Origin of the sequence: Kitasatospora sp. NPDC127035, from assembly GCF_042726075.1 — a bacterium.
Taxonomy (GTDB): Bacteria; Actinomycetota; Actinomycetes; order Streptomycetales; family Streptomycetaceae; genus Kitasatospora.
This window is the reverse complement of sequence record NZ_JBHXDN010000001.1, coordinates 57,032-79,930: the sequence shown is the minus strand read 5'-3', so window position 1 is coordinate 79,930 and position 22,899 is coordinate 57,032. Positions and strand designations below refer to the sequence as shown.

The following is a 22,899-nucleotide window of genomic DNA, read 5'->3' as shown; positions in this document are numbered from 1 at the left end:
TGTTATTCTGGAAAGCCACGGAAGGGGTCCTGTCACATGACGTTCAAGGTTGGCGACACGGTGGTCTACCCCCATCACGGGGCTGCGCTGATCGAGGCCATCGAAATTCGCCAGATCAAAGGTGTGGACAAGACCTACCTGGTGCTGAAGGTGCAGCAGGGAGACCTGACGCTCCGCGTGCCCGCCGAGAACGCGGAGTTCGTCGGCGTGCGCGACGTAGTCGGCCAGGAGGGTCTGGACCGGGTCTTCGAGGTGCTTCGCGCACCGTACACCGAAGAGCCGACCAACTGGTCCCGTCGCTACAAGGCGAACCTGGAGAAGCTCGCTTCGGGCGACGTTATCAAGGTCGCCGAGGTTGTGCGCGACCTCTGGCGTCGTGAGCGTGAGCGCGGTCTCTCGGCCGGAGAGAAGCGCATGCTCGCCAAGGCGCGCCAGATCCTCGTCAGCGAGCTCGCGCTGGCGGAGAACACCAACGAGGACAAGGCGGAGACGCTGCTCGACGAGGTGCTCGCCTCGTAGCGGCCGTCCGCTCCACAACGCTCACAGCGCCCGATGCCGGCGCGCCGCTCACCGGACCGATGGCCGGTGGGTGGTGCAGTGGCACTTCGGGCGCTGAGGCGTGTCCGGACGACGCCCCGCACCCGGGCGGCCCGGCCGGCCTCGGGTCTGCATGACCGTTTCTGCTGATTCCGCGGGCGGAGGACGGTGGTGCTTCGGAAGGGGTCCTCGCCCGTCGTGCACGCCATGGCCATACCCACTTCTCCGAAGGAGTGAAACCTGAACGCCACAGCAGCAGTCGCAGCAGCAGTGGTGCCCGCCGCGGGACGCGGCGAGCGGCTGGGGCCCGGTGCCCCGAAAGCCCTGCGTGACCTGGGCGGCGTGCCGCTCCTGGTGCACGCCGTCCGGGCGCTGACCCGCAGCCGCGCGGTCGGCCTGGTCGTGGTCGCGGCGCCCGCCGACGGGGTGGCCGAGGTGGTCGCCCTGCTCGACAGCCACGGGCTGGAGGGCAAGGACATCCGGGTCGTGGCCGGCGGGGAGACCCGCCAGGAGTCCGTCCGGCTGGGCCTGGCCGCCATTCCCGCCGGGGTCGGGATCGTCCTGGTGCACGACGCGGCCCGGCCGCTCGTGCCGGTCGAGGTCGTCGACGCGGTCGCGGCCGCCGTCCGGGCCGGGGCGGAGGCGGTGGTGCCGGCGGTGCCGCTGGCCGACACCGTCAAGCGGGTCGAGCCCGCGCCGGGCGGACCCGAGCCGGTGCTCGACACGCCCGACCGGTCCACCCTGCGCGCGGTCCAGACCCCGCAGGGGTTCCGCCGGGAGACGCTGGCCGAGGTGCACGCCAAGGCGCTGGCCGAGGAGGCCGGGGGCGCGCTGCCGCCGGTCACCGACGACGCCGGCCTGGTGGAGCGGTACGGCGGCCGGGTGGTCGTGGTGCCCGGTCACGAGGAGGCGTTCAAGGTGACCCGCCCGCTGGACCTCGTGCTCGCCGAGGCCGTGCTCGCCCGCAGGAGGGCCTCCGATGGCTACTGAGCCGACCGCCGGCGCCGCCCCGGTGATTCCCCGGGTCGGCATCGGCACCGATGTGCACGCCTTCGAGGCCGGCCGCCCGCTCCGGGTCGCCGGCCTGGAGTGGCCGGGCGCCGAGTACGGCCTGGCCGGGCACTCGGACGCCGACGTGGCCGCGCACGCGGCGTGCGACGCGCTGTTCTCCGCCGCCGGGATCGGCGACCTGGGCGCGCACTTCGGCACCGACCGGCCCGAGTGGGCCGGGGCGTCCGGGGTGACGCTGCTCGGCGAGGCGGCGCGGCTGGTCCGCGCGGCCGGCTTCGAGATCGGCAACGTGGCGATCCAGGTGATCGGTATTCGGCCGAAGATCGGCAAGCGTCGCGAGGAGGCTCAGGCCGCGCTCGCCGCGGCGGTCGGCGCGCCGGTGTCGGTGTCCGGCACGACCACCGACGGACTGGGTCTCACCGGTCGGGCCGAGGGGCTGGCCGCGATCGCCACCGCCCTGGTGTACGAACGCCGTTGACGTTCCCACCGCCCGTTCCGGTGGTGCGCCGCCGGTCCTTCCGGAAGCCTGTCGAGGGCCGGTCCGGTCGCGGATCGGGCGGTGGCGTCACCGGATCGGGGGAACCCGCTCGGGAATAAGCGACGGGTGACGGGTGTTCAGAAGGGCTGCCGGGGGACCGAGTCGCTACCGTTCGGTGCGGGCCCCCGCCGGGCCCGGCCCCGCCCACCGGGCGATCTGTCCACCGCCGTTTGACGAGAAGAACGAGGTCCCGATGGCCGCACATCTCTCCGACCAGGCCAAGACTCTGATCGACGGCAAGAGCTTCGCCGTGATCTCCACGCTCCAGCCGGACGGCAGCCCGCAGTCCTCCGTGGTCTGGGTGAAGCGGGACGGCGACGACATCCTGTTCTCCACCGTCGAGGGGCGCCGCAAGCACCTCAACCTGGTGAAGGACCCGCGCGTCTCGTTGGTGATCAACCCGCCGGAGAACCCGTACACCTACCTGGAGGTGCGCGGCGAGGTCACGCTGACCCGTGAGGGCGGCCGGGAGCTGATCGACGAACTCGGCCTGAAGTACCGCGGCGAGCAGAAGTACACGTACGACGGCCCGGACGACGTTCGGGTGGTCGTCCGGCTGAGTCCGCGGAAGGTGGTCGGCTCGATCTGACCCTCCCGGGAACGGAGGGGGTGCTTCCTCTACGTCACAGAGCGGAAACGGCTCTGCAGCGGTATTGACATTCCAGAATGTCGCGGGGCACCCCCTCCTGCCCACTACGCTTGACGCTGTGAGCATTCGCCTGTACGACACCAGCACCCGCCAGGTACGCGACTTCGTCCCGCTTGTACCGGGTTGTGTCTCGATCTACCTGTGCGGCGCTACCGTCCAGTCGGCGCCACACATCGGGCACATCCGGTCCGGTCTCAACTTCGACATCATGCAGCGGTGGTTCGCCTACCGCGGCTACCAGGTGACGTTCGCCCGCAACGTCACCGACATCGACGACAAGGTGATCGCCAAGGAGCGCGAGCTCGGCACGCCCTGGTGGCAGATCGCCTACGCCAACGAGCGGGCCTTCAACGACGGTTACTCCGCGCTGGGCTGCCTGCCGCCGACCGTCGAGCCACGGGCCACCGGGCACGTCCCCGAGATGATCGAGATGATGCGGGGACTCATCGCGCGCGGGCACGCCTACGCGGCCGAGGGCAACGTCTACTTCGACGTGAAGTCCTTCCCGGGCTACCTCGCGCTCTCCAACCAGAAGCTGGAGAACCTCCAGCAGCCCGAGGGCGAGGGCGAGACCGGCAAGCGGGACCAGCGCGACTTCGCCATGTGGAAGTCGGTCAAGCCCGGCGAACCCAGCTGGGAGACCCCGTGGGGCCGCGGGCGCCCGGGGTGGCACCTGGAGTGCTCCGCGATGGCCCACAAGTACCTGGGCACGGCCTTCGACATCCACGGCGGCGGGCTCGACCTGATCTTCCCGCACCACGAGAACGAGATCGCCCAGTCCAAGGCGTTCGGCGACGACTTCGCCAACTTCTGGGTGCACAACGCGTGGGTCACCATGCGCGGCGAGAAGATGAGCAAGTCGCTCGGCAACTCGGTGCTGGTCTCCGAGATGGTCCGGCGCTGGCGGCCGATCGTGCTCCGCTACTACCTGGCCGCACCGCACTACCGCTCGATGATCGAGTACAGCGACGAGTCGCTGCGCGAGGCCGAGGCCGGGTTCGGCCGGATCGAGGGCTTCATCCAGCGGACCGTCGAGCGCTGCGGAAAGGTCGACGCCGCCCCCGAGGTGCCGCCGGCCTTCGCCGAGGCGATGGACGACGACCTGGGCGTGCCCCAGGCGCTGGCCATCGTGCACACCGCCGTCCGCCAGGGCAACAGCGCCCTCACCGCGGACGACAAGGAGAACGCGGTGGCGCGATTGGCCGAGGTCCGTGCGATGCTCGGTGTACTGGGACTCGACCCGCTCGACCCGCACTGGGCCGGGGCGGAGCGCGGCGAGGACCTGCACGGCGTCGTCGACTCGCTGGTCCACCTGGTCCTGGAGCAGCGGCAGGCGGCCCGGGCCCGCAAGGACTTTGCCACCGCGGACGCCATCCGCGACCAGCTCGGGCTGGCCGGACTGGCCATCGAGGACACCCCGTCCGGCCCGCGCTGGACGATCAACAACCAGTAACCCCCGGGCGACCGAGGGGTGAGGTGGGGCCGTACCTGACCGGTGCGGCCCTCCCGCATGACGGAGCGCATGCCGTCGGCCCCCACCGGCTTCCGCCGGAGGGGCCGGCCATGCCGGACAGACAGACAGGAAGTACAGCCATGGCCGGCAACAGCCAGCGCAGGAACCGCCGCAACCCCGGGTCGAAGAAGGGCGCGAACGTCGGTACCGGCGGCCACAGCCGGAAGGCGCTCCAGGGCAAGGGCCCGACCCCGCCCGGCGCCGAACGCAAGGGTCACCCCAAGCAGCGGGCCGCCAACGCCGCGATCAAGCGCGAGCGGGACGCCAAGGCCCGGGCCGGCATGCGCCGCGCCGGTGGCGGCGGTCGCGGCGGTCGCGGCGGCGCCGGTGCCGCGGAGCTGGTGGTCGGCCGCAACTCGGTGGTCGAGGCGCTGCAGGGCGGCGTGCCGGCGACCGCGCTGTACGTCATGCAGTTCATCGACACCGACGACCGGGTCCGCGACGCCTTCCAGGCCGCCAACGACCGGGGCATCCCGCTGATGGAGGCCCCGCGCCCGCAGCTGGACCAGATGACCGGCGGCCTGAACCACCAGGGCCTGGTCCTCCAGGTCCCGCCGTACGAGTACGCGCACCCGGAGGACCTGCTGGCCGAGGCCGCGGAGGCCGCCCAGGACGCGCTGATCGTGGCGCTGGACGGCGTCACCGACTCCCGCAACCTGGGCGCCGTGGTCCGTTCCGCCGCCGCCTTCGGCGCGCACGGCGTGGTCATCCCCGAGCGCCGGGCGGCCGGTATGACCGCCGGTGCGTGGAAGACCTCCTCGGGTGCGGCCGCGCGGCTGCCCGTCGCCCGTGCCACCAACCTGACCCGGACGCTGGAGGGCTACCAGAAGGCGGGCCTGCTGGTGGTCGGCCTGGCTGCCGACGGCGAGGCCGAGATCGGGGACCTGGAGGCGCTGACCGGGCCCGTCGTGATCGTCGCGGGCAGCGAGGGCAAGGGCCTGTCCCGGCTGGTCTCGGAGACCTGCGACCTGCTGGTGCGGATCCCGATGTCCGGGCTCACCGAGTCGCTGAACGCCGGTGTCGCGGCGAGCGTCGTGCTGTACGAGGCGGCGCGGCTCCGCTCCAAGGTCGGCTGACCGGAAGGCACACGCGGGGCGCGCGGCGCAAGGGGTTCTCCGGAATTCCCCGTCGTCCGTCCGCAAGACGAGTGAAAGCGATCGGGCCCGACCGGGCCCGATCGCTTTTCTCATGATCACTTCAAGGGAGCTCCCGATATCCACCCGGGAGAGTGTCCTAACCGGGCGTCACCCGGTTAGACGGGTGTGGACACCAGAACACCTCGGCGCCCCCTCCTGGGCGGCGGCAGCACCGGGATAGAGGCCGAACCCGGCCTCACCACCGTCAAGGTGCCGTCCGACCCGGCGCGCCTCAGCAGCACCCAGGCGAGCTTCCGGCTCAATCTCGGCACCCCGGTGGCGCCACTGATCGAGGCTCCGGCCGGACTGCTGTCCACCGGCGCCGCGTTCGGCGACCCCTACGCCACCCAGGGACTGATCCGCCGTTCGCCGGTCACCCCGCAGGTCGTCGTGCCCGCCTCCACGGTCTCGGCGCTCACCGGCGGGGCCGGCGGGCCGCGCCGCAAGGGCCGCGTCACACCGGTCACCTGGACCGGCGAGGCGCGGCCGGGCGACGTCGCCGCCACCCAGTTGCTGGAGGCCGTCCGGCTGGGCGGAGTCCCGGCACCGGCCGGTGCCGGCGGGCGCGGCTCCCTGGCGGACGACGACACCCGGCTGATCCCGCCGTACGGCGGCTCCCGGACGGTCCCGCGCCAACCGCGCGAGGGAGCCGGCACGGCCACCGAGGCCGGCGTCGGGCCGGTCGGCGCGCCCCAGGGCTGGACGCCCAGCGGCGAGCTGCCGGAGGTCTCCGCCGCCGGGGCGGAGGGCAGGCAGCCCTGGTACCCCGGCCGCCGGGTCGACCTCGGTCTGGTGCTGCTGCCCCTGCGCGCGGTGCTCGGCGCGCTCTCCGTCTACGCCGGGTTCAGCAAGCTCTGCGACCCGGTGTACTTCGACGGCGGCGAGCGCGGATCGATGATGCGCTGGCTCTCCTCGCTGCACCCCTGGAAGGTCGCCGATCCGCTGCTGGCCTTCGCCATGGCGCACCCGGTCGGCTCCGGCCTGGTGGTGTCCTTCACCGAGATCGTGGTCGGCGTGCTGACCGTCCTCGGCCTCTGGCAGCGGCTCGCGGCCGGTGCGGCGATGGTCCTCTCCGCCGCGCTGCTGTTCACGGTCAGCTGGCGGGCCGTCCCGGTCTACGACACCCCCGACCTGATCTTCCTGGCGGCGTGGAGCCCGCTGCTGATCGCCGGCGCGCCGTTCGGCTCGCTGGACGGGCGGCTCAACCTGGAGGCCTGGCGGCGGTACGGTGCCGACGCCCCGGCCGCGCTGCGCCGCCGGGTGGTGCGGCGCGGTGCGGTGGTCACCGCAGTGGTGGTCGGACTGACCCTGCTGGTCGGCTCGATGCTGGGCGCGGCGGTCCGCACCGGCGCCCGCCCGCACCCGGCGCCGTCCCGGCCGGCCACCGACTACGGCACCCCGGTCTGGCCGAGCGGCGGGCCGTCCGCCGCGCCCGGCGGGAAGGGTCCGTCCACCTCGCCCTCGCCCGCCGCCTCCCGGCCGGCCTCGCCGACCGCCCCGGCGACGTCCGCCCCGCCGTCCGGCGCCCCGACCTCGCCCAGGGCGGCGACGGCCACGCCGAGCGGCAAGGCGAAGTCGGCCAAGCCGGAGAGCGGTGCGGCCAGCCCGGCCGCGCCGGCCGCCTCGGCGCCGCCCGCCGCCCCGGCACCCGCCGGGTCGGCTCCCGCGCCGCGCAGTACGCCGGCCTCGGGCGGCGGCTCGGGGACGGCGTCGAAGCCGAGCCCGAGCAGCGGCGCCGGCACCGGCGGCGCGCCGACCGGCTCGGGTACGGGCAGCGGCTCGGGCTCGGGGCTGCTGGGCGGTGTGCTCGGGAGCGGGCCGATGTCCGAGCTGGCCGGCGGCGGCGCGCGGAACTCCCGTCCGGGGGCCCCGACGGCCACCTGACGGCCCGGGACGACGACCGGCCGGGTACTCCGTGGGGGAGCACCCGGCCGGTCGTCGTGGGCCGGTGACCCGGCGGGCTGCTGCGGTGGCTCCGGCGGGCGCGGTGGCGGCTGCGGGAGGCCACCGCGGGGATCAGGCCCGCCGAGGGGGACGGATCACCGGGGGAGACGGATCACCGGGGGCGGACCGAGGGACGGGGCGGGGGCGGATCACTGCGGGGCGCGGCCGGCGCCGGCGGCCAGCTCCTTGGCGGCCTCGGTGAGGTCCTTGGCGGTGTCGATGGCCCGCCAGTAGACGCCCTGCGGCAGCTGGTAGCCGGCCAGCCGCTTGCTGCGGGCCAGCTGGGGGAAGGTGGTCCGCTCGTGGTCGCCGACGTCCGGCAGCAGTTCGGCGAACTCCGGGCTGAACACGTAGAGCCCGGCGTTGATGAGGAACGGCGAGGGCGGGGCCTCGATGAAGTCGAGGACGTTGCCGAACTGGTCGGTCTCGACCGCGCCCCACGGGATCCGCGGGCGGGCCAGCGCGAGGGTCGCGACGGCGTCGCGCTCGTGGTGGAACGCGGCCATGTCGCGAAGGCTGAACCGGGTCCAGATGTCGCCGTTGGTGGCGTACCAGGGTTCGTCGGGGCGGGGCAGGGCCGCGGCGGCGTACTTGAGCCCGCCGCCTCGGCCGAGCGGCTCGGCCTCGACCACCGTGCGGACCTTCATCGGCAGGTCGGCCTTGTCGAGCCACTCCTCCAGCACGTCCGCGAGGTGGCCGCAGGAGACGACCGCGTCGGTGACGCCCTCGGAGGCGAGCCAGGCCAGCTGGTGGCCGAGGATCGGCGTGCCCGTGCCCGGGATCTCGACCAGCGGCTTGGGGCGGTCGTCCGTGTAGGGCCGCAGCCGCGAGCCCTGGCCACCGGCCAGGATGACGGCCTGGGTCACGGGTACCGGGCCGGGCGGGGGCTGGTGGGCCGGTTGGGCGGCGGCGGGGCCGGAGTCAGCGCTCATGGCTGAACAATAGGCGCGGTACCGGGCCCGCGGGCCGGCATCGCGCGGACCGGTGACGGACGCGGTCGGCCGGGGCACCACCCGGGTCGGTGGCGCCCGTCACCGGGGCCGCTCGGGCCGACGACACCCCGGCCGGCCACCCGCCGGTCGGCGACACCGGGCCGGGTGTCGCCGCGGGTCAGGCGGAGGCGCCGGAGGCGAAGGCGCCGTCACAGACCGGGCGGGCGAAGGACCGGGCGCGCTGGACGTCGCCCTGGTACTTGCGCACCGCGGCCTTGCCCAGCTCGGTGGCGAGCGAGGTGCAGTACGGCGTCAGCGCGGGCTGCTCGCGCATGGAGCGCTCCAGCAGGTCCAGCGCGCTGCCCGGGTTGTGCGCCCGCAGCTCGTCCAGGAGCACGACGCGCAGCGCGTCCTGGGGGGCGAGCCCGTCGGGGGCCCTGCCGGCGGTCGCCGTCCGGCCGATCCCGGCGCCGTCCCCGCTGGACGCCGCCACGACCTGCTGGTCCAGCGCGGTCGGCGGTGCCCACGGCACCCTGGTCACGGCGAGGGTGCCGGTGGTCACCAGGACGACGGGCAGGGCGAGGGCGACGGTCTGGCCGATTCGGCGAACTAGCTGCTTCACGCTCAGGAGAGTAGCGGTGGGTGGGCGCCACATCGCCCTCCGTTACACCATCGGGTGACAGGATGTCCGGGTTCGTCCCTGCACCGTGTTGACGTCGTCACCCGTTGGGGTGGCCGGACGCGGCGGAGCCCCGCCGGACCGGTGACGGTCCGACGGGGCTCCGACGGGGTGCTGCGCGCCACGGCCGGCCGGAGCCGGTCGGGGCCGCTCAGTTGGAGAGGCGGGCGCCGCTGCTGGTGGAGAACACGTGGGTCTCGTTGGCGATCGGCACGACGTGGATGGTCTCGCCGCGGGCCGGGATCTGGCGGCCGTGCACGCGGACCACCAGATCCTTGTCCGCACCGCCGATCTGGGTGGTGCCGTACACGAAGCCGTCCGAGCCGAGCTCCTCGACCACGTTGACGGTGACGGCGACGCCCTCGATGCCGCCCGAGGGGACGATCTCGAAGTGCTCCGGGCGGATGCCGACGGTCACGGTCTTGTCGGTGCCGGCGCCGGACAGGTCCTCGCGGGAGATGTTGACGACCGAGCCGCCGAACTTCACGCCGCCGTCGACCAGCGGCACCTCGACCAGGTTCATCGCGGGCGAGCCGATGAAGCCGGCGACGAAGAGGTTGGCGGGCCGGTCGTACATGTTGCGCGGGGTGTCGACCTGCTGCAGGAGGCCGTCCTTGAGCACCGCGACCCGGTCGCCCATGGTGAGCGCCTCGGTCTGGTCGTGGGTCACGTACACCGTGGTGATGCCCAGGCGGCGCTGCAGGCCGGCGATCTGGGTACGGGTCGAGACGCGGAGCTTGGCGTCCAGGTTGGACAGCGGCTCGTCCATCAGGAAGACCTGCGGCTCGCGGACGATCGCGCGGCCCATCGCGACACGCTGGCGCTGACCGCCGGAGAGCGCCTTCGGCTTCCGGTCCAGCAGCGCGGTGAGGTCGAGGATCTTGCCGGCCTCCTCGACCTTGGCGCGGATCTCCGACTTGTTGACGCCGGCGATCTTGAGCGCGAAGCCCATGTTCTCGGCGACGGTCATGTGCGGGTACAGCGCGTAGTTCTGGAACACCATCGCGATGTCCCGGTCCTTCGGCGGCAGGTGGGTGACCTCGCGGTCGCCGATGCGGATCGCGCCGCTGTTGACGTCCTCCAGGCCGGCCAGCATGCGGAGGCTGGTCGACTTGCCGCAGCCGGAGGGGCCGACGAGGACGAGGAACTCGCCGTCCGCGATGTCCAGGTCCAGGGCGTCCACCGAGGGCTTGTCGGCCCCGGGGTAGACACGGGTCGCCTTGTCGTACGTCACAGAAGCCATGGCTGTGCTCTCCTTCACCGGCAGGAACGTGCCGGACGATCCGAGTAAAGGTGGGGGAATCGCTGTCGCCGGCTCGATCGGCCGTGGTCTGAACCACGGCGCGCACCGGCTTCCGGCGACGCTACCTGCGCTTCCGCCGATTGTCAGCCCCCGGCCGATCGGAATTCGGCATCGGTTCCATCACGTCCGCTCCCCGGGGGCGGCTCCCGCCCAACCCCCGGATATCCCCCCACCGGCCCGTTCACGCCCGGTAGACTGCCCCCGGTGCCGCCGTGACCACGTCGCGGACGGTCACCATGCCTCCTTAGCTCAGCTGGCCAGAGCACCGCTCTTGTAAAGCGTAGGTCGTCGGTTCGAATCCGACAGGGGGCTCAGCACGTCACCCCGGCCGGGCTCCGGCTCCGGACCGCGGGTGGCTCGGCCGACGGCCCCGGGCGATGCGCCCGGGGCCGTTCGCGTGGGCCCGATCGCGTGGGCCGGCGGGCTCGATCGCGTGGGCCTGTCCCCGGCGGGCGGGGCGGCCACCGGCGCCCGCCCGTCCGCCCGCCACCTTTTTTCTGCGCGCCGCCGCGACGGCCGTCCGGGGCTGCCGGGCCCCCTGCGCGCGGCCGGGCGGCTCCTCGCGACATCCGGACGATTCTCCGAGAACCACAGCTCAGCGGGTCGGCCGGTGCGCCCGGGGCGGTCCGCGGGTCCGGGGGCGCACGGTGACGGATCGGATCAATGGGGATCGTGTGAGACCGGTTCGCCGCTAACGTTGTCACGGTCCGGTCACCTAACGTGCGTATTCCATGACTATCCTGACGTCGCGTCAGGCCCGTGCCGAGAACGAGGTGCACGGTGCCGACCCATTCCCCGGCAGCGGTTTCCCCTGGCTGGCCGGGGTGGTGAGGCTGCCCGCGTACGGAATTCAGCCCTGAGGAAGGAACGGCAGATGGACGCGATGCCCGGCCGGGAGCCGGCGCGGCTCGTGTATCACCCCGCCGGCCAGGATGCCGAGTTGAGAGCCGCGGTCGACGACCTGCGGGTCGGACGGTGGCTGTCCACCCGGACTCTGCTGGACTCGACCGGGCGCGACTGGAGCCGGAGATCGGCGAGGACCCAGGTGCTGAGTGTGGTCGCGCCCCGTTCCGACGCGCTGGAGCACTGGGCCCAGGAGGAGCCGGGGAGTCCCGACCTCGCGATCCTGCGGCTCCGGGTCGAGGTGGAGCGGGCCGCCGCCGCCCACGCCGCGGGACGCCGGGACGCCGTCGAGCTGGAGCAGAACGCGCGGCAGTCGAGCTGGCGCGCGGTGGAGGAGCACCCCGCCGACCCGGTGCCCTGGCTCTGCCTGCTCACCCTCGCCACCCTGGACCCCGAGCAGCGGAGGGCCGAACACCGCGATCCGGGACCGGACATGATGCTGCCGCCGGGCCCCTGGGGCCTGTTCTTCGAGGCGAACCGGCGCGATCCGTTCAACCGCGAGGCGCACGTCCGGATGCTGCGGTACTGGCTGACCGTGCGCCGCTGGTCGGCGACCGACTTCGTCAACTTCGTGCTGCCGAACGCGCCCTACGGCTCGCCGCTGTTCGTGCTGCCGCTGTACCTGTCCGTCGAGCAGTACCGCAGCGACCGGCGGCGGGACATCGCGCGCCGCCAGTGGCTGAGAGAACCCCACCGGGACCGCGCCGTGGCCGCGTTCGAGAGCTGGACCGCGACGGAGCAGCCCGACCAGTGGCCGGTCGTCGACCTGAGCCATCTCGCCCACGCGCTGTGGGCCGGTGTCCGGATGAGGGAGGCCGTCGAGGTCTTCGGTGCCCTCGGGTCGTTCGCGTCCCAGGCGCCGTGGATCCACGTCGCCGACTCCCCGGAACTGGCGGAGAGCCTGCTGCTCACCGCCAGGCACCAGGCCTACGTCGGCAGTTCGAGCGGCCAGAGCTGAACCCGCCCGCCCTGCCGCTTCCCCGTCCGCACGAATCCGTCCCCCCGGAGGTCCGGCGATGCCACCCGCACACGCAACTCCCAGCAGCGACGACAGCCAGCTCCGTCGCCTCGGCTACGAGCCCAAACTCAACCGCAGAATGGGCGAGTTCGGGAACTTCGCGATAAGTTTCTCGGTCATCTCGATCCTCAGCGGCTGCATGACGCTGTTCGGCTTCGGCCTGAACACCGGAGGCCCGGCCGTGATGCTCTGGGGCTGGGTCGGGGTCGGGCTGATGGTCGTCCTGGTGGGCATGGCGCTCGCCGAGGTCACCAGCGCCTACCCGACCAGCGGCGCCCTCTACTTCATGGCCCACCGGCTCGGCGGTCCGCGCTGGGGCTGGGCCACCGGCTGGCTGAACCTGCTCGGCCTGGTGGGCGGTATCGCGGGGATCGACTACGGCGCCGCGTCGTTCGTCGGCGCGCTGGCCAACCTCCAGTGGGGCTTCGAGCCGACCCCGGGCAAGCTGTTCCTGATCTTCATGGTGATCCTGGTGGTCCACGCCGGGCTGAACCTCCGCGGCGTCCGGCTGGTGTCGGTGCTCAACAGCATCTCGGTCTGGTGGCACCTGGGCGGCGTCGTGGTGATCGTCGGCGCGCTGATGATCGTGCCCTCCCAGCACCAGGACACCACCTGGGTGTTCACGCACTTCGTGAACAACACCGGGTGGACCAACCCGATCTACGTGTCCTGCCTGGGTCTGCTGCTGGCGCAGTACACGTTCTCCGGCTACGACGCCTCGGCGCACATGTCGGAGGAGACGACGCGGGCGTCGGTCTCCGCCGCGCGCGGCATCGTCCGGGCGATCTGGGTGAGCTGGATCGCCGGCTTCGTGCTGCTGGCCGGCATGCTGTTCGCGATCCAGGACTACGCGGGCACCATCGACTCGGCCACCGGGGTGCCGCCGGCCCAGATCTTCCTCGACGCGCTGGGCCTCAACGGCGCCAAGGCGCTGCTCGCGGTGGTGATCGTCGCGCAGCTCTTCTGCGGCAACGCCGAGACGGCGGCGGCCAGCCGGATGGTCTTCGCGTTCTCGCGGGACGGGGCACTGCCGGGCTCGGCACTCTGGAGCCGGGTCTCGCCGCGCACCGGGACCCCGGTGGCCGGCGTCTGGCTGGCCGTGGGCGCGGCACTGGTCCTGGCCCTGCCCGCGCTGTACAGCCCGGTGGCGTACGGGGCGGTGACGGCGATCAACGTCCTGGGGATGACCCCGGCCTACGCGATCCCGATCTACCTCCGGCTGCGCAGGGGGAAGGCGTTCCAGGCCGGCCCGTGGACCCTGGGCCGGTGGAGCCGGCCGATCGGGGTGGTGGCGGTCTGCTGGGTCGCGGTGGTCACCGTGCTGTTCTGCCTCCCCCAGGCGTACCCGGTCACCTCGGACACGTTCAACTACGCGCCCGTCGCGCTGCTGGTGGCGCTCCTGGGCGCGGGCCTGTGGTGGCTGAAGGCCGGCCGTTCCTACAACCCGCCGGTGCAGCAGAGCGCCGAACTGACCGAGCTGACCGGGAGCGTGATCTGATGTCCGGCGGACCGGCCGCCCGTCGTCGGCGGGCGGCCGCCCCCTCCCCGGCGCTCCCGGCCTCCTCGGAGGCGCGCCCGGTCGGTGCCCCCGCCACCGGTCCGCTGCGGGCCCTGGTGCGCGGCGGCGGGGTCGACACCGTGCTGCTGGCGGCGGTGGACTGGCAGGGCCGGCTCAAGGGCAAGGAGTTCGACGCCGGGGTGCTGCTGGACCGGCTGGGTTCCGGGCGGCTCGCCCCGGAGATGTGCGGGTACGTGTTCGACACCGACCTGGGCATGTCGGCGGACGGGAGCGGGGCACTCGGCTCGTGGGGGACGGGGTTCTCCGACGTGGCCCTGGCGGCCGACCTCGCGGACGCTCGGCTGCTGCCGTGGCTGCCCGCGACGGCGCTGGTGCCCTGCCGCCCGGTGTCCGGCGGCGAACCGCTGCCGGTGGCGCCGGACACGCTGCTGGACGACCAGCTGACCCTGCTGGCCGAGCACGGCCTGAGCGTGCAGGTCGGTGTGGAGACGGAGTTCGTGCTCTACGAGGGGAGCGTCCGGGACGCCGCCGGCCGGGACTTCCGCCGGCTGCGCCCGGCGACCTGGGACAACCGGGACTACGCCCTCGACCAGCCCCGCACGGTCGCCGACTTCACCCGGAGCCTGCGCCGGGCCCTCGCGGGCGCCGGCCTGCCGGTGGAGGCCGTGAAGCTGGAGGGCGCCCCCGGGCAGGTGGAGGTGACCTTCCCGTACGGCGACCCGCGGCTCGCCTGCCTCCAGCACATGCTGTTCAAGCACGCCGTCCGGGCGGTCGCCGACCGGCACGGCCTGGCGCCGACGTTCATGGCGTCCCCGGCCACCGGCACCGGCAGCGGGATGCACCTGCACGTCTCCCTGTACGGGGCGGACGGGCCGGTGCTCGGCGGGCCCGGCGGTACCGCGCTGTCGGACCTGGGCGAGCAGGCGGTGGCCGGACTGCTGGAGGTGCTTCCGGTCACGGCGCCGCTCTACGCGCCCTACGTGAACTCCTACCGCCGCTTCCGCGACCACTCCTTCGCCCCGACCCGGTTCACCTGGGGCCGGGACAACCGCGCCTGCGCGGTGCGGGTGGTCGGCCACGGCGCGGGCCTCCACCTGGAGATCCGGCTGCCGGGCGCGGACGCCAACCCGTACGCGGCCCTCGCGGCCGTGCTCGCGGGGGTGCGGCACGGCATCGGGAACGGCCTCAAGGCCCCCCGGGCCAGCGAGGGCGACGCCTACCTGGACACGGGGGCGGCGCGGATCCCCTCCCACCTCGTCGAGGCGGTCGGGCCGTTCGAGCGCAGCGAGCTGGCGGCCGGGCTGCTCGGCGACCGGCAGGTCGCCCACCTGGCGGGCCTCGCGCGGCTCGACCTCGACCACCACAACGGCGTCGTCACCGACGCGGAGGTGCGCCGGGGGTTCGCCCAGGCGTGACCCCCGGGACGGCCGGTCGCCGCACGTGAGTGCCGCGGCCGGCCGTTCTGCTGCCCGCCGCGCGGCCCGGTGCGCCTTCGGCCGCGCAACCGTGGGCGCTCCGCCCGGTCGAGGGGTGCCCGTCCGCCGGCCTCAGGGGGCGGGCGTCCGGCGGGCGGGCGTTCGGGCGGCCGGGCGCAGCCGCCGGAGGGTCCAGCCGCCGGGGGACAGGGCGGTGGTGCGGGCGGTGAAGAGTTCGGCGGCGCGGCGGTAGGAGAGGCGACCGCGGCCGGTGTGGGGGCAGCGGTCGGCGGCGGGGGTGGCCGCGGGGGCCCGCCGGTCGGTGAGGAACAGCGGGCCGGCGGTGCGGCCGGTGAGGAGGAGCGGGAGCAGTCGGGCGGTGCCGGTCTGCCAGCGCAGGGGCGGACCCGGGGGGCGGGTGCGGCGGCCGGGGAGGTCGAGGTCGTCGACGTCGAGGGCGAGGACGGCTTCGACGGTGGCTCCGCTCTCGTGCAGCAGGCGCCAGAGGGTCTGCTCGCGGAGCGGTGCGCCGAGGGCGAAGAGGGCGTGGAGCTGTTCGGGGGTGAGCGGGGCCGGGGCTGCGGCGTGGGCGGTGTGCGGGCGCAGGCCGGCGGCCGGGTCGGTGTCGATCCAGTCCTGGGCGCGCCACCAGGAGGTGGCGGCCCGCAGGATGGCGAGCTCGCGGTTGAGGGTGCGCGGGTCGGCCTCGTCGGCGCGCCGGTCGGCGGCGGCCAGGAGGCGGGCGGGGGTGTCCGGGTGGTCGAGCCGGGCGAGCGGCAGGACGGGCGGACGGGCGCGGCGCCGCTCGGGGCCGGTGGGGGCGGGGCGGCCGGCCAGGGCCCAGGTCCAGGTGTGCAGGGCGATCCGGTAGACGCGGCGGGAGGCGGCGCCGAGCCCGGAGGCGGCCAGGTAGCGCTCGACGGCGACGGCGTACTCGACCGGCGGCTGGGGTGGCATCGGCGTCTTCTTTCCGCAGTAAACAGCGATGTCCGAGGGCGCCGGAGTAGTGCTTGCCATCGCAGTAAATAGCAGGTGGGAGAGGGTTTTCCGGGAGTTTACTGCGGTGGTGGCGCGGTTTCGAGAAAATGAGTCGAATAGGCTCAGGTTTTTCACCGGAAGTCCTTGTCGGCGGCCTTCGTGCGCGGGCAGACTTGGCGCCCGTGACAGGGGAAGCGGAGTGGGGGCGGGCCCGCCGCCGACGGCCGGACGGCCGTCTGGCCGTGCTGGGGGAACGTGATTTCGGGTGGTTCTTCGTCGGTTACGCGACCTCGCTGGTCGGCTCCTCGATGGCGCCGGTGGCCGTGGCGTTCGCGGTGCTCGACGGCGGGGGCGGCGGGACCGAGCTGGGTTGGGTGATGGCTGCCCGGATCCTGCCGATCGTGCTGGTGATGCTGGTCGGCGGGGTGGTCGCCGACCGGCTGGGCAGTCGCCGGGTGATGCTGGGGTCGGACGTGCTGCGCTGCGCGGTGCAGGGCGGGTTCGCGGCGGCGCTGGCGACCGGGCACGCGCCGGTCTGGGCGATGGCGGCGCTGGTCGCCGCCTGGGGGCTCGGCGAGGGGCTGTTCATACCGGCGCTGGGCGCGTCGGTGCCCGCGCTGGTGCGCCGGAAGGAGCGTCTGCCGGACGCCAACGCCCTGCTGGGGCTGGCCCGTTCGGTGTCGATGGTGGCCGGACCGGCGCTCGCCGGGGTGATCACGGCGGGGTACGGTCCGGGTGCGGTGCTGCTGATCGACGCGGTGACGTACGGGATCGCTGCGCTGGCGCTGGCCCGGACCTCGGCGGTCGGGCCGGTCGGGCCGGGCGGACCGACCGGGGAGGCCGGGGAGGCCGGGCCGGGCGCGGGTGGCGCGGACTCGATGTCGGCCGAACTCCGCGCCGGCTGGGCGGAGTTCCGCTCGCGGCGCTGGCTCTGGGTCACCACCGTGCAGATGGCGCTCTTCAACCTGCTGGTCTGGGCGCCGTTCCTGGTGCTGGGACCGCTGACCGCGCAGCGCGAGCTGGGCGGGGCGCGGGCCTGGGGCCTGGTGATGGGCGTGTACGGGGTCGGTGCGGTGCTGGGCGGCCTGCTGATGCTGGGACGCAGGCCGGCCCGGCCGCTCGCGGTGGCGACGGTGGCGAGCCTCGGTTGGGCGCTGCCCTCCGCGGCGCTCGCGGCCGGGGCGGCGCTGGGCTGGACGCTCCTGGCCGCGTCGGTGGCCGGGGCGGGATCGGCGGTCTGCGGCGCGCTGTTCGACTCGACGCGGCAGCGCTGGGTGCCGGCCGGGGTGCTGGCCAGGGTGACCGCGTTCGGCGGACTGGGCGCGTTCGTGCTCGGGCCGCTCGGCCTCGCGGCGGCCGGGCCGGTGGCCGACCGGGTCGGGGTGTCCCGCGTCCTGCTGTTCGGCGCGGGGTGGCAGCTGCTGGCCGGGGCGGCCGTGCTGGCGGTGCGCGAGGTGCGCGGCCGGGGCTGGGACGGGCCGGCGCAGCCGCCGGGGGAGGCGGCGCCGGCTGCGGCGGGCGTGCGCCCGGGGCCCGGCGGGGGGCCCGACTGACCGGGCCCGCCGAGGACCGGCCACGGCACGGCGGCGCGGTACGGCGGCGCGGGAGCGCGGTAGCGGCGCGCGGTACGGGGGGCACGCCGGGCCGGGCGGTCGTACGGTGGAGGGAGTGCGGGGGCGGACGGAGGAGGTAGGTCATGCCCGGTTCACTCACCATCGGCCACCACGAGGCGGCCGTCGCCCTGGACCACACCGACGCCAAGCGGCTCGCCACCGTGCTGGAGGAACTCGCGTACCTGCTGGAGATCCCGGGGCCGAACCGGATCAACGACGCGCAGCTCGGCGCCCTCTGCGAGGGCCGGACTCCCGACCGGGCGGAACTGTCCCACTGGTCGCGGGCGCTCGCCGCGGAGCTGAAGGGCCGGCTGTAACGGCGGACGCACCGGACCGCGTACCCGGCCCGCCGTACGATGGCGCGCGGGGCGGGTGGTCCGCGCGCGTCCCCCGGGCGACGGGGTGGCCGGCGGCCGGTCCGGCGGGGCTGGGCGGGGGTTCGGACGTGGTGGAGCGGTACGGGGCGGGGCCGATGTCGTGGCTGACGGTGGAGACGCCGCTGCCGAGCGGCCCGCTGCACGTGGCGGTGACGCCGCAGGGGGTGGCGGCGATCGGCTACCTCGGGAACCCCGGCGAACTGCCGCGCTGCGCCGACGACACGAAGATCGCCGCGGTCACCGACCGGGTCGGCGAGTACCTGGCGGGCCGGCGCCGTGAGCTGGACCTGCCGATCGACTGGAGCCTGAGCACCGGGCCGCACCGGGCCGTGCTGCAGACGCTGTTCCGCGAGGTGCCGTACGGGCGGACCATCACGTACGGCGAACTGGCTTCCCGGAGCGGGGTGTTCGGCGGTGTCGAGGAGCCCGGGCTGGCGGCCCGGACGGTCGGGCAGATGATGGCGGCCAACCCCGTCGCGATGCTGGTGCCCTGCCACCGGGTGGTGGCGGCGGACGGGATCGGCGGCTTCGGCGGTGGCCGGGTCGGGATCGACGTGAAGCGCTGGCTGCTCACCCTGGAGGGCGTGCTGGAGCCGACGCTGGACTGGAACGGGCCGCTCTGAAGGGGTGAGCGGCCCGCTCCGGAGCGGTCAGTGCACCAGCTGGACCTCGGGGTGCCCGGCCGGGGCGACGGACGGCAGCGCGGACGGCAGGGCGGGCGGCGGGGCGAACGGCGACTGGCGCGGCAGCACCGGCTGGACGCCGGAGACCAGCGTGTACTCGACGCTCGCCGGATCCACGGTCCACTCGGTGTCCGGGCGTTCGCCGAGCGCCAGCTGCACCGCGTTCCAGGGCAGGTTGAGGCCGCAGAGGCCCAGCTGGTGCAGGCCGCCGGAGGGTCGGGTGTTGACGTCGATGACCACCGGTTCGCCGTGCAGGTGGCGGAACTGCACGTTGGAGAGGAACGCCATCCCGGTCGCCTCGACCAGGCGGCGGGCGGGTTCGAGGTACCGGGGCGCGGTGGTGAAGGTGCGGCGGCGCCGGTGCTTGCTGCGGCCCACGGCGGCCAGCAGGGTGCCGTCGAGGTCGGCGAGGCAGTCCACCGATATCTCGGGGCCGTCCAGGTAGGGCATGACCAGCAGGTCGGCCGGCTCGCCGGGGTTCTCCCGCGCGGCGTCGGTCAGCGCGGCGGCCACCTGGTCGACCTGGACCCGGCTGTCCCAGCCGGCCAGCCGGTGCAGGCCGAACGGTTCCCGGGTGAGCATCCGGAAGCCCTCGCCGCCGGCGCCGGAGGCGGGCTTCAGGCAGGCGGTGAGGCCGGCCGACTCGATCCGGTCGACGGCGGTGACCAGGTCCTCGGCGGTGCGGACCAGCCACCAGGGCGGGGTGGGGAGCCCGGCGTCGGCGATCGCCGCGTAGCCGTCCGCCTTGCTCGCGAAGGCCGCGATGGCCGCGGCGGGCGGGCAGGCGAGGGAGGTGCCGACCGCCTCGAACTCGTGGCGGTGCAGGGATATCGCCAGCTGGTGCAGGCGGGGCAGGAAGACGTCGACGGAGTGGCGGGCGCAGTAGTCGAGCGCGAAGGCGACGTAGGCGTCCGGGGTGAGGTCGGCGGGTTCCAGACCGGCGTGGTCGGCCGCGGCGAGGACCGGGGAGTCGGGGTCGAGGTGGGTGGCGTGGATCCGGACCGGACGCGGTGCGGCGCGCAACTGTTCGATGAAGAACACGTTCTCGGCGTACGTGCGGTTGAGCCAGACAGTGACGGGGGCGCTCATCAGGCCTCCCAGGGCAGGGGTGAACGAGGGGAGGGCATCCGGTGCGGCCGCGCTCGTCAACTGGCCCCGTGACCCTTGAAGTGGCACCTTAGCGGCCCCTTGCGTCGGCGTGAACGCGGGGTGGGTCCGGCGTGCGCGGCCCGGGAGGCGAACCGGAGGGTCGTGTTCCGAAAGTCGTTGGATCACTTGCTCGAATTAATATCGATCAGACATTCTATTCGTACTATTTTTTCGGTTATCCCGACCACTCGAAAGAGTGATTGCGGATGCCCTCCGAACGGCCCCACCATGAGGGGTGCAAGATGTCACCTCATCGGGCACGGGTATGCGAAGGGCTCCCACATGTCGACCGAAACCAACACCGGTATTCCCGCACCGGGCGGCGCACCGCAGACCCGGGAGCAGCAGAGCCTGGCCACGGTGGCGGCGCGGAACCTCGCGACCACCACCAAGTCCGCGCCGCAGATGCAGGGGATCAGCCCGCGCTGGCTGCTCAGGACGCTGCCGTGGGTCGAGGTCTCGGGCGGCACCTACCGGGTGAACCGGCGGCTGCGCCACACCGTCGGGCGCGGCCGGGTCGGCCTCGACCGGACCGGCCCCGCGGTGCGGGTCGTCCCGCCGACGCTGCGCGAGCTGCCCGTGCTGCGTGGTTTCGAGGACGACGCCGTGCTGGAGGAACTGGCCGGGCGCTTCGTCCAACGCGAGTTCTCCGCCGGTGAGGTCCTGGTCGCGGCGGGCGCGCCGATCGACGAGGTCTTCATCGTCGCGTACGGCAAGCTCAACCGGATCGGAACGGGCAAATACGGCGAGGAGGCGGTGGTCGGCACCGTGGCCGACGGCGACCACCTGGGCGACGAGGTGCTCAAGCAGGAGGGCGGCACCTGGACGTACACGGTGCGGGCGGCGACGGCCGGCACCGTCCTCGCGCTCTCCTGGCCCGCCTTCCAGGAGCTCGCGGACCGCTCCGAGGCGCTCCAGCTGCAGGTCATGGAGTACCTCGCCGGGTTCCAGGCGCCGCAGAACAAGCACGGCGAGGCGGCCATCGGCCTCTCCGCCGGCCACCACGGCGAGTACGAGCTGCCCGGCGCCTTCGTGGACTACGAGCTCAGGCCGCGCGAGTACGAGCTCAGCGTCGCGCAGACCGTGCTCAAGGTGCACACCCGGGTCGCCGACCTCTACAACCAGCCGATGAACCAGACCGAGCACCAGCTCCGGCTGACCATCGAGGCGCTGCGCGAGCGCCAGGAGCACGAGCTGGTCAACAACCCGGAGTTCGGCCTGCTCAACAACGCCGACCACGAGCAGCGGATCCAGACCCACTCCGGCCCGCCCACCCCGGACGACATGGACGAGCTGCTGAGCCGCCGCCGCGGCACCAAGCTGTTCCTGGCCCACCCGCGGGCCATCGCCGCCTTCGGCCGCGAGTGCAACCGGCGCGGCCTCTACCCGGACACCGTCGAGGTCCAGGGCCGGCAGGTGTTCGGCTGGCGCGGCGTGCCGGTCTTCCCGTGCGACAAGATCCCGATCGTCGGCGGGAACACCAGCTCGATCCTCGCCATGCGCACCGGCGAGGACAACCAGGGCGTCGTGGGTCTGCACCAGACCGGAATTCCCGATGAATACGAGCCGGCCCTCTCGGTCCGATTCATGGGAATCAGTGAGAAGGCCATCATTTCCTATCTCGTGAGCGCCTACTACTCCGCCGCCATTCTGGTGCCGGACGCCGTCGGCGTCCTGGAGAACGTCGACCTCTCGCACCACCAGGGCTGACCGGGGCCGGCGAACCGCGTCGCCCGGCCGGGGCACCCGTGTCCGGCCGGGCGACGCCGTCCGCTGCACCGGCACGTCGCACCACCAAGGGGAGGACCCATGGGAATGTTCACGCTGGAGCGCGACCACCGGGAGGGGCACGAGGCCGAGGACGTCCTCGCCCGCGCCCGCGGCCTGGTCGATCCGGTCCTGCGCGCCGCCGTCGACTCGCTGCCCGGCACCATGCGCCGGGTCGCGGGCTACCACTTCGGCTGGTGGGAGGCGGACGGTTCGCCGGCCGCCGCACCCTCCGGGAAGGCCATCCGGCCGGCCCTGGTGCTGGCCGCCGCCCAGGCCCTCGGCGGCAGCCCGGCCTCGGCCACCGCCGCCGCGGCGGCCGTCGAGCTGGTGCACAACTTCACGCTGCTGCACGACGACATCATCGACCGGGACGAGACCAGGCGGCACCGCCCCACCGCGTGGCGGGTGTTCGGCACCACCGAGGCGATCCTCGCCGGCGACGCCATGCACGCGCTGGCGCTGCGCCTGCTCGCCGAGGACGGCCACCCGGCCGCGACCGACGCCGTCCGCCGGCTGGCCGACTGCGTGGTGGAGCTCTGCGAGGGGCAGCAGATCGACTGCGCCTTCGAGCAGCGCAGTGACGTTTCGCTGGCCGAGTGCCTGGCGATGGCCGAGGCCAAGACCGGTGCGCTGCTCGGCGCGGCCTGCGCGATGGGGGCCCGGTACGCGGGCGGCTCGGAGACGGCCGCCCGGGCGATGGACGGCTTCGGCCGGGAGATCGGCCTGGCGTTCCAGCTGATCGACGACCTGATCGGCATCTGGGGCGACCCGTCGGTCACCGGGAAGCCGGTCGGCGCGGACCTCGTCGCCCGGAAGAAGTCGCTGCCGGTGGTGGCGGCGCTGAGCTCCGGGACACCCGACGGTGCCCGACTGGCCGAGCTGTACGGGCTGGAGCGGACGCTGACCGCCGAGGAACTGGCGAGCTGCGCGGCTGCCGTCGAGGGCGCCGGAGGGCGGGCCTGGGCCCAGGGCGAGTCCTGCGAGCGGATGGCCGCGGCGCTGGCGCAGCTGGCCGTCGCGGTGCCCGAGCCGTCGGCCGCCGACGAACTGCTCGCCCTCGCCGAGCTGGTCACCCGCCGCAGTCACTGAGGCGTCCGCCGCCCGGCCGTGGGGGGGGGGGGGGCCGCCCCCCCCCCCCCCCCCCCCGCCCCCCCGGCCCCCCCCCCCCCCCCCCGGCGCGGGGGCGGGCGGGGGGGCGGCCGGGCGGCCGGGGGGGGCCCACCGCCGCGGCG

Annotated in this window: 21 protein-coding genes and 1 tRNA gene; 17 read left to right on the top strand and 5 right to left on the bottom strand. The window is 74.1% G+C overall.

All coding sequences use genetic code 11. The features are described 5' to 3' along the window. Positions 1–36 precede the first annotated feature (36 nt). From ACFWIC_RS00355 to ACFWIC_RS00325, 7 genes are all read left to right on the top strand, one after another. Positions 37–519 carry a CarD family transcriptional regulator gene (locus ACFWIC_RS00355; protein WP_030244332.1) on the top strand — a complete coding sequence of 161 codons (483 nt, stop codon included), beginning with the start codon at positions 37–39 and terminating at the stop codon, positions 517–519. A 258-nt stretch (positions 520–777) separates the two neighbouring features. Continuing rightward, positions 778–1,527: a 2-C-methyl-D-erythritol 4-phosphate cytidylyltransferase gene (gene ispD, locus ACFWIC_RS00350; protein ID WP_329951436.1), complete on the top strand. Its 750-nt coding sequence runs from the start codon at positions 778–780 to the stop codon at positions 1,525–1,527. Continuing rightward, on the top strand, positions 1,517–2,026 hold the full coding sequence (gene ispF, locus ACFWIC_RS00345; protein ID WP_329885601.1) for a 2-C-methyl-D-erythritol 2,4-cyclodiphosphate synthase: 510 nt from the start codon (positions 1,517–1,519) through the stop codon (positions 2,024–2,026). Before ispD ends, ispF begins: the two co-directional genes overlap by 11 nt. A gap of 253 nt (positions 2,027–2,279) precedes the next feature. Further along, positions 2,280–2,675, top strand: coding sequence for a PPOX class F420-dependent oxidoreductase (locus ACFWIC_RS00340; RefSeq protein ID WP_329885600.1), 396 nt, complete (start codon positions 2,280–2,282; stop codon positions 2,673–2,675). Positions 2,676–2,793: 118 nt separating this feature from the next. Beyond that, complete coding sequence (gene cysS, locus ACFWIC_RS00335; protein WP_329951387.1) at positions 2,794–4,188, top strand: cysteine--tRNA ligase; 1,395 nt, start codon at positions 2,794–2,796, stop codon at positions 4,186–4,188. Between the two features lie 140 nt (positions 4,189–4,328). Then, positions 4,329–5,324, top strand: a complete 996-nt coding sequence (gene rlmB / locus ACFWIC_RS00330; RefSeq protein WP_380363877.1) for a 23S rRNA (guanosine(2251)-2'-O)-methyltransferase RlmB — start codon at positions 4,329–4,331, stop codon at positions 5,322–5,324. Between the two features lie 186 nt (positions 5,325–5,510). Further along, positions 5,511–7,268 carry a DoxX family membrane protein gene (locus ACFWIC_RS00325; RefSeq protein ID WP_380514527.1) on the top strand — a complete coding sequence of 586 codons (1,758 nt, stop codon included), beginning with the start codon at positions 5,511–5,513 and terminating at the stop codon, positions 7,266–7,268. A gap of 209 nt (positions 7,269–7,477) precedes the next feature. Here ACFWIC_RS00325 and ACFWIC_RS00320 read toward each other — a convergent pair whose 3' ends face one another. The 3 genes from ACFWIC_RS00320 to ACFWIC_RS00310 form a co-directional block, all read right to left on the bottom strand. Then, complete coding sequence (locus tag ACFWIC_RS00320; RefSeq protein WP_329885596.1) at positions 7,478–8,260, bottom strand: nucleotidyltransferase family protein; 783 nt, start codon at positions 8,258–8,260, stop codon at positions 7,478–7,480. 178 nt (positions 8,261–8,438) lie between these two features. Continuing rightward, positions 8,439–8,882 (bottom strand): hypothetical protein, encoded by a 444-nt coding sequence (locus ACFWIC_RS00315; protein ID WP_329885595.1) that lies wholly within the window; start codon positions 8,880–8,882, stop codon positions 8,439–8,441. Positions 8,883–9,090: 208 nt separating this feature from the next. After that, entirely contained in the window at positions 9,091–10,182 is a 1,092-nt protein-coding gene (locus tag ACFWIC_RS00310; RefSeq protein WP_329885594.1) for a sn-glycerol-3-phosphate ABC transporter ATP-binding protein UgpC, read from the bottom strand. A gap of 298 nt (positions 10,183–10,480) precedes the next feature. On the opposite strand from ACFWIC_RS00310, the gene ACFWIC_RS00305 reads away from it, so the two are divergent. The 5 genes from ACFWIC_RS00305 to ACFWIC_RS00285 all read left to right on the top strand — a co-directional run bounded on the left by ACFWIC_RS00305 (position 10,481) and on the right by ACFWIC_RS00285 (position 15,097). After that, positions 10,481–10,554: transfer RNA gene (locus tag ACFWIC_RS00305), tRNA-Thr, on the top strand. A 419-nt stretch (positions 10,555–10,973) separates the two neighbouring features. After that, a complete protein-coding gene (locus tag ACFWIC_RS00300; RefSeq protein WP_380514523.1) occupies positions 10,974–11,102 on the top strand; it encodes a hypothetical protein in 129 nt (42 codons plus the stop codon). A gap of 14 nt (positions 11,103–11,116) precedes the next feature. Next, a complete protein-coding gene (locus ACFWIC_RS00295; protein ID WP_355408354.1) occupies positions 11,117–12,103 on the top strand; it encodes a hypothetical protein in 987 nt (328 codons plus the stop codon). 58 nt (positions 12,104–12,161) lie between these two features. Beyond that, positions 12,162–13,661 (top strand): amino acid permease, encoded by a 1,500-nt coding sequence (locus ACFWIC_RS00290; RefSeq protein WP_329951391.1) that lies wholly within the window; start codon positions 12,162–12,164, stop codon positions 13,659–13,661. Further along, on the top strand, positions 13,661–15,097 hold the full coding sequence (locus ACFWIC_RS00285; protein WP_380514519.1) for a glutamine synthetase: 1,437 nt from the start codon (positions 13,661–13,663) through the stop codon (positions 15,095–15,097). Before ACFWIC_RS00290 ends, ACFWIC_RS00285 begins: the two co-directional genes overlap by 1 nt. A gap of 132 nt (positions 15,098–15,229) precedes the next feature. Here the strand turns inward: ACFWIC_RS00285 and ACFWIC_RS00280 are convergent, their stop codons facing one another. Next, positions 15,230–16,054: a hypothetical protein gene (locus ACFWIC_RS00280; RefSeq protein WP_380514517.1), complete on the bottom strand. Its 825-nt coding sequence runs from the start codon at positions 16,052–16,054 to the stop codon at positions 15,230–15,232. 203 nt (positions 16,055–16,257) lie between these two features. Between ACFWIC_RS00280 and ACFWIC_RS00275 the strand changes: the two genes are divergently transcribed. The 3 genes from ACFWIC_RS00275 to ACFWIC_RS00265 all read left to right on the top strand — a co-directional run bounded on the left by ACFWIC_RS00275 (position 16,258) and on the right by ACFWIC_RS00265 (position 18,688). Beyond that, positions 16,258–17,628 carry an MFS transporter gene (locus tag ACFWIC_RS00275; RefSeq protein ID WP_380514514.1) on the top strand — a complete coding sequence of 457 codons (1,371 nt, stop codon included), beginning with the start codon at positions 16,258–16,260 and terminating at the stop codon, positions 17,626–17,628. Between the two features lie 143 nt (positions 17,629–17,771). Further along, complete coding sequence (locus ACFWIC_RS00270) at positions 17,772–18,005, top strand: hypothetical protein (RefSeq protein ID WP_329885586.1); 234 nt, start codon at positions 17,772–17,774, stop codon at positions 18,003–18,005. A gap of 155 nt (positions 18,006–18,160) precedes the next feature. Then, the gene (locus ACFWIC_RS00265; RefSeq protein WP_329951395.1) at positions 18,161–18,688 is read left to right on the top strand and encodes a methylated-DNA--[protein]-cysteine S-methyltransferase; all 528 of its coding nucleotides are present in this window, start codon (positions 18,161–18,163) and stop codon (positions 18,686–18,688) included. 27 nt (positions 18,689–18,715) lie between these two features. Here the strand turns inward: ACFWIC_RS00265 and ACFWIC_RS00260 are convergent, their stop codons facing one another. Further along, a complete protein-coding gene (locus ACFWIC_RS00260) occupies positions 18,716–19,837 on the bottom strand; it encodes an ATP-grasp domain-containing protein (protein WP_329951396.1) in 1,122 nt (373 codons plus the stop codon). 342 nt (positions 19,838–20,179) lie between these two features. On the opposite strand from ACFWIC_RS00260, the gene ACFWIC_RS00255 reads away from it, so the two are divergent. Beyond that, positions 20,180–21,607, top strand: coding sequence for a family 2B encapsulin nanocompartment shell protein (locus tag ACFWIC_RS00255; RefSeq protein WP_380514509.1), 1,428 nt, complete (start codon positions 20,180–20,182; stop codon positions 21,605–21,607). Positions 21,608–21,706: 99 nt separating this feature from the next. Then, positions 21,707–22,756: a family 2 encapsulin nanocompartment cargo protein polyprenyl transferase gene (locus tag ACFWIC_RS00250; RefSeq protein WP_329951398.1), complete on the top strand. Its 1,050-nt coding sequence runs from the start codon at positions 21,707–21,709 to the stop codon at positions 22,754–22,756. Positions 22,757–22,899 lie beyond the last annotated feature (143 nt).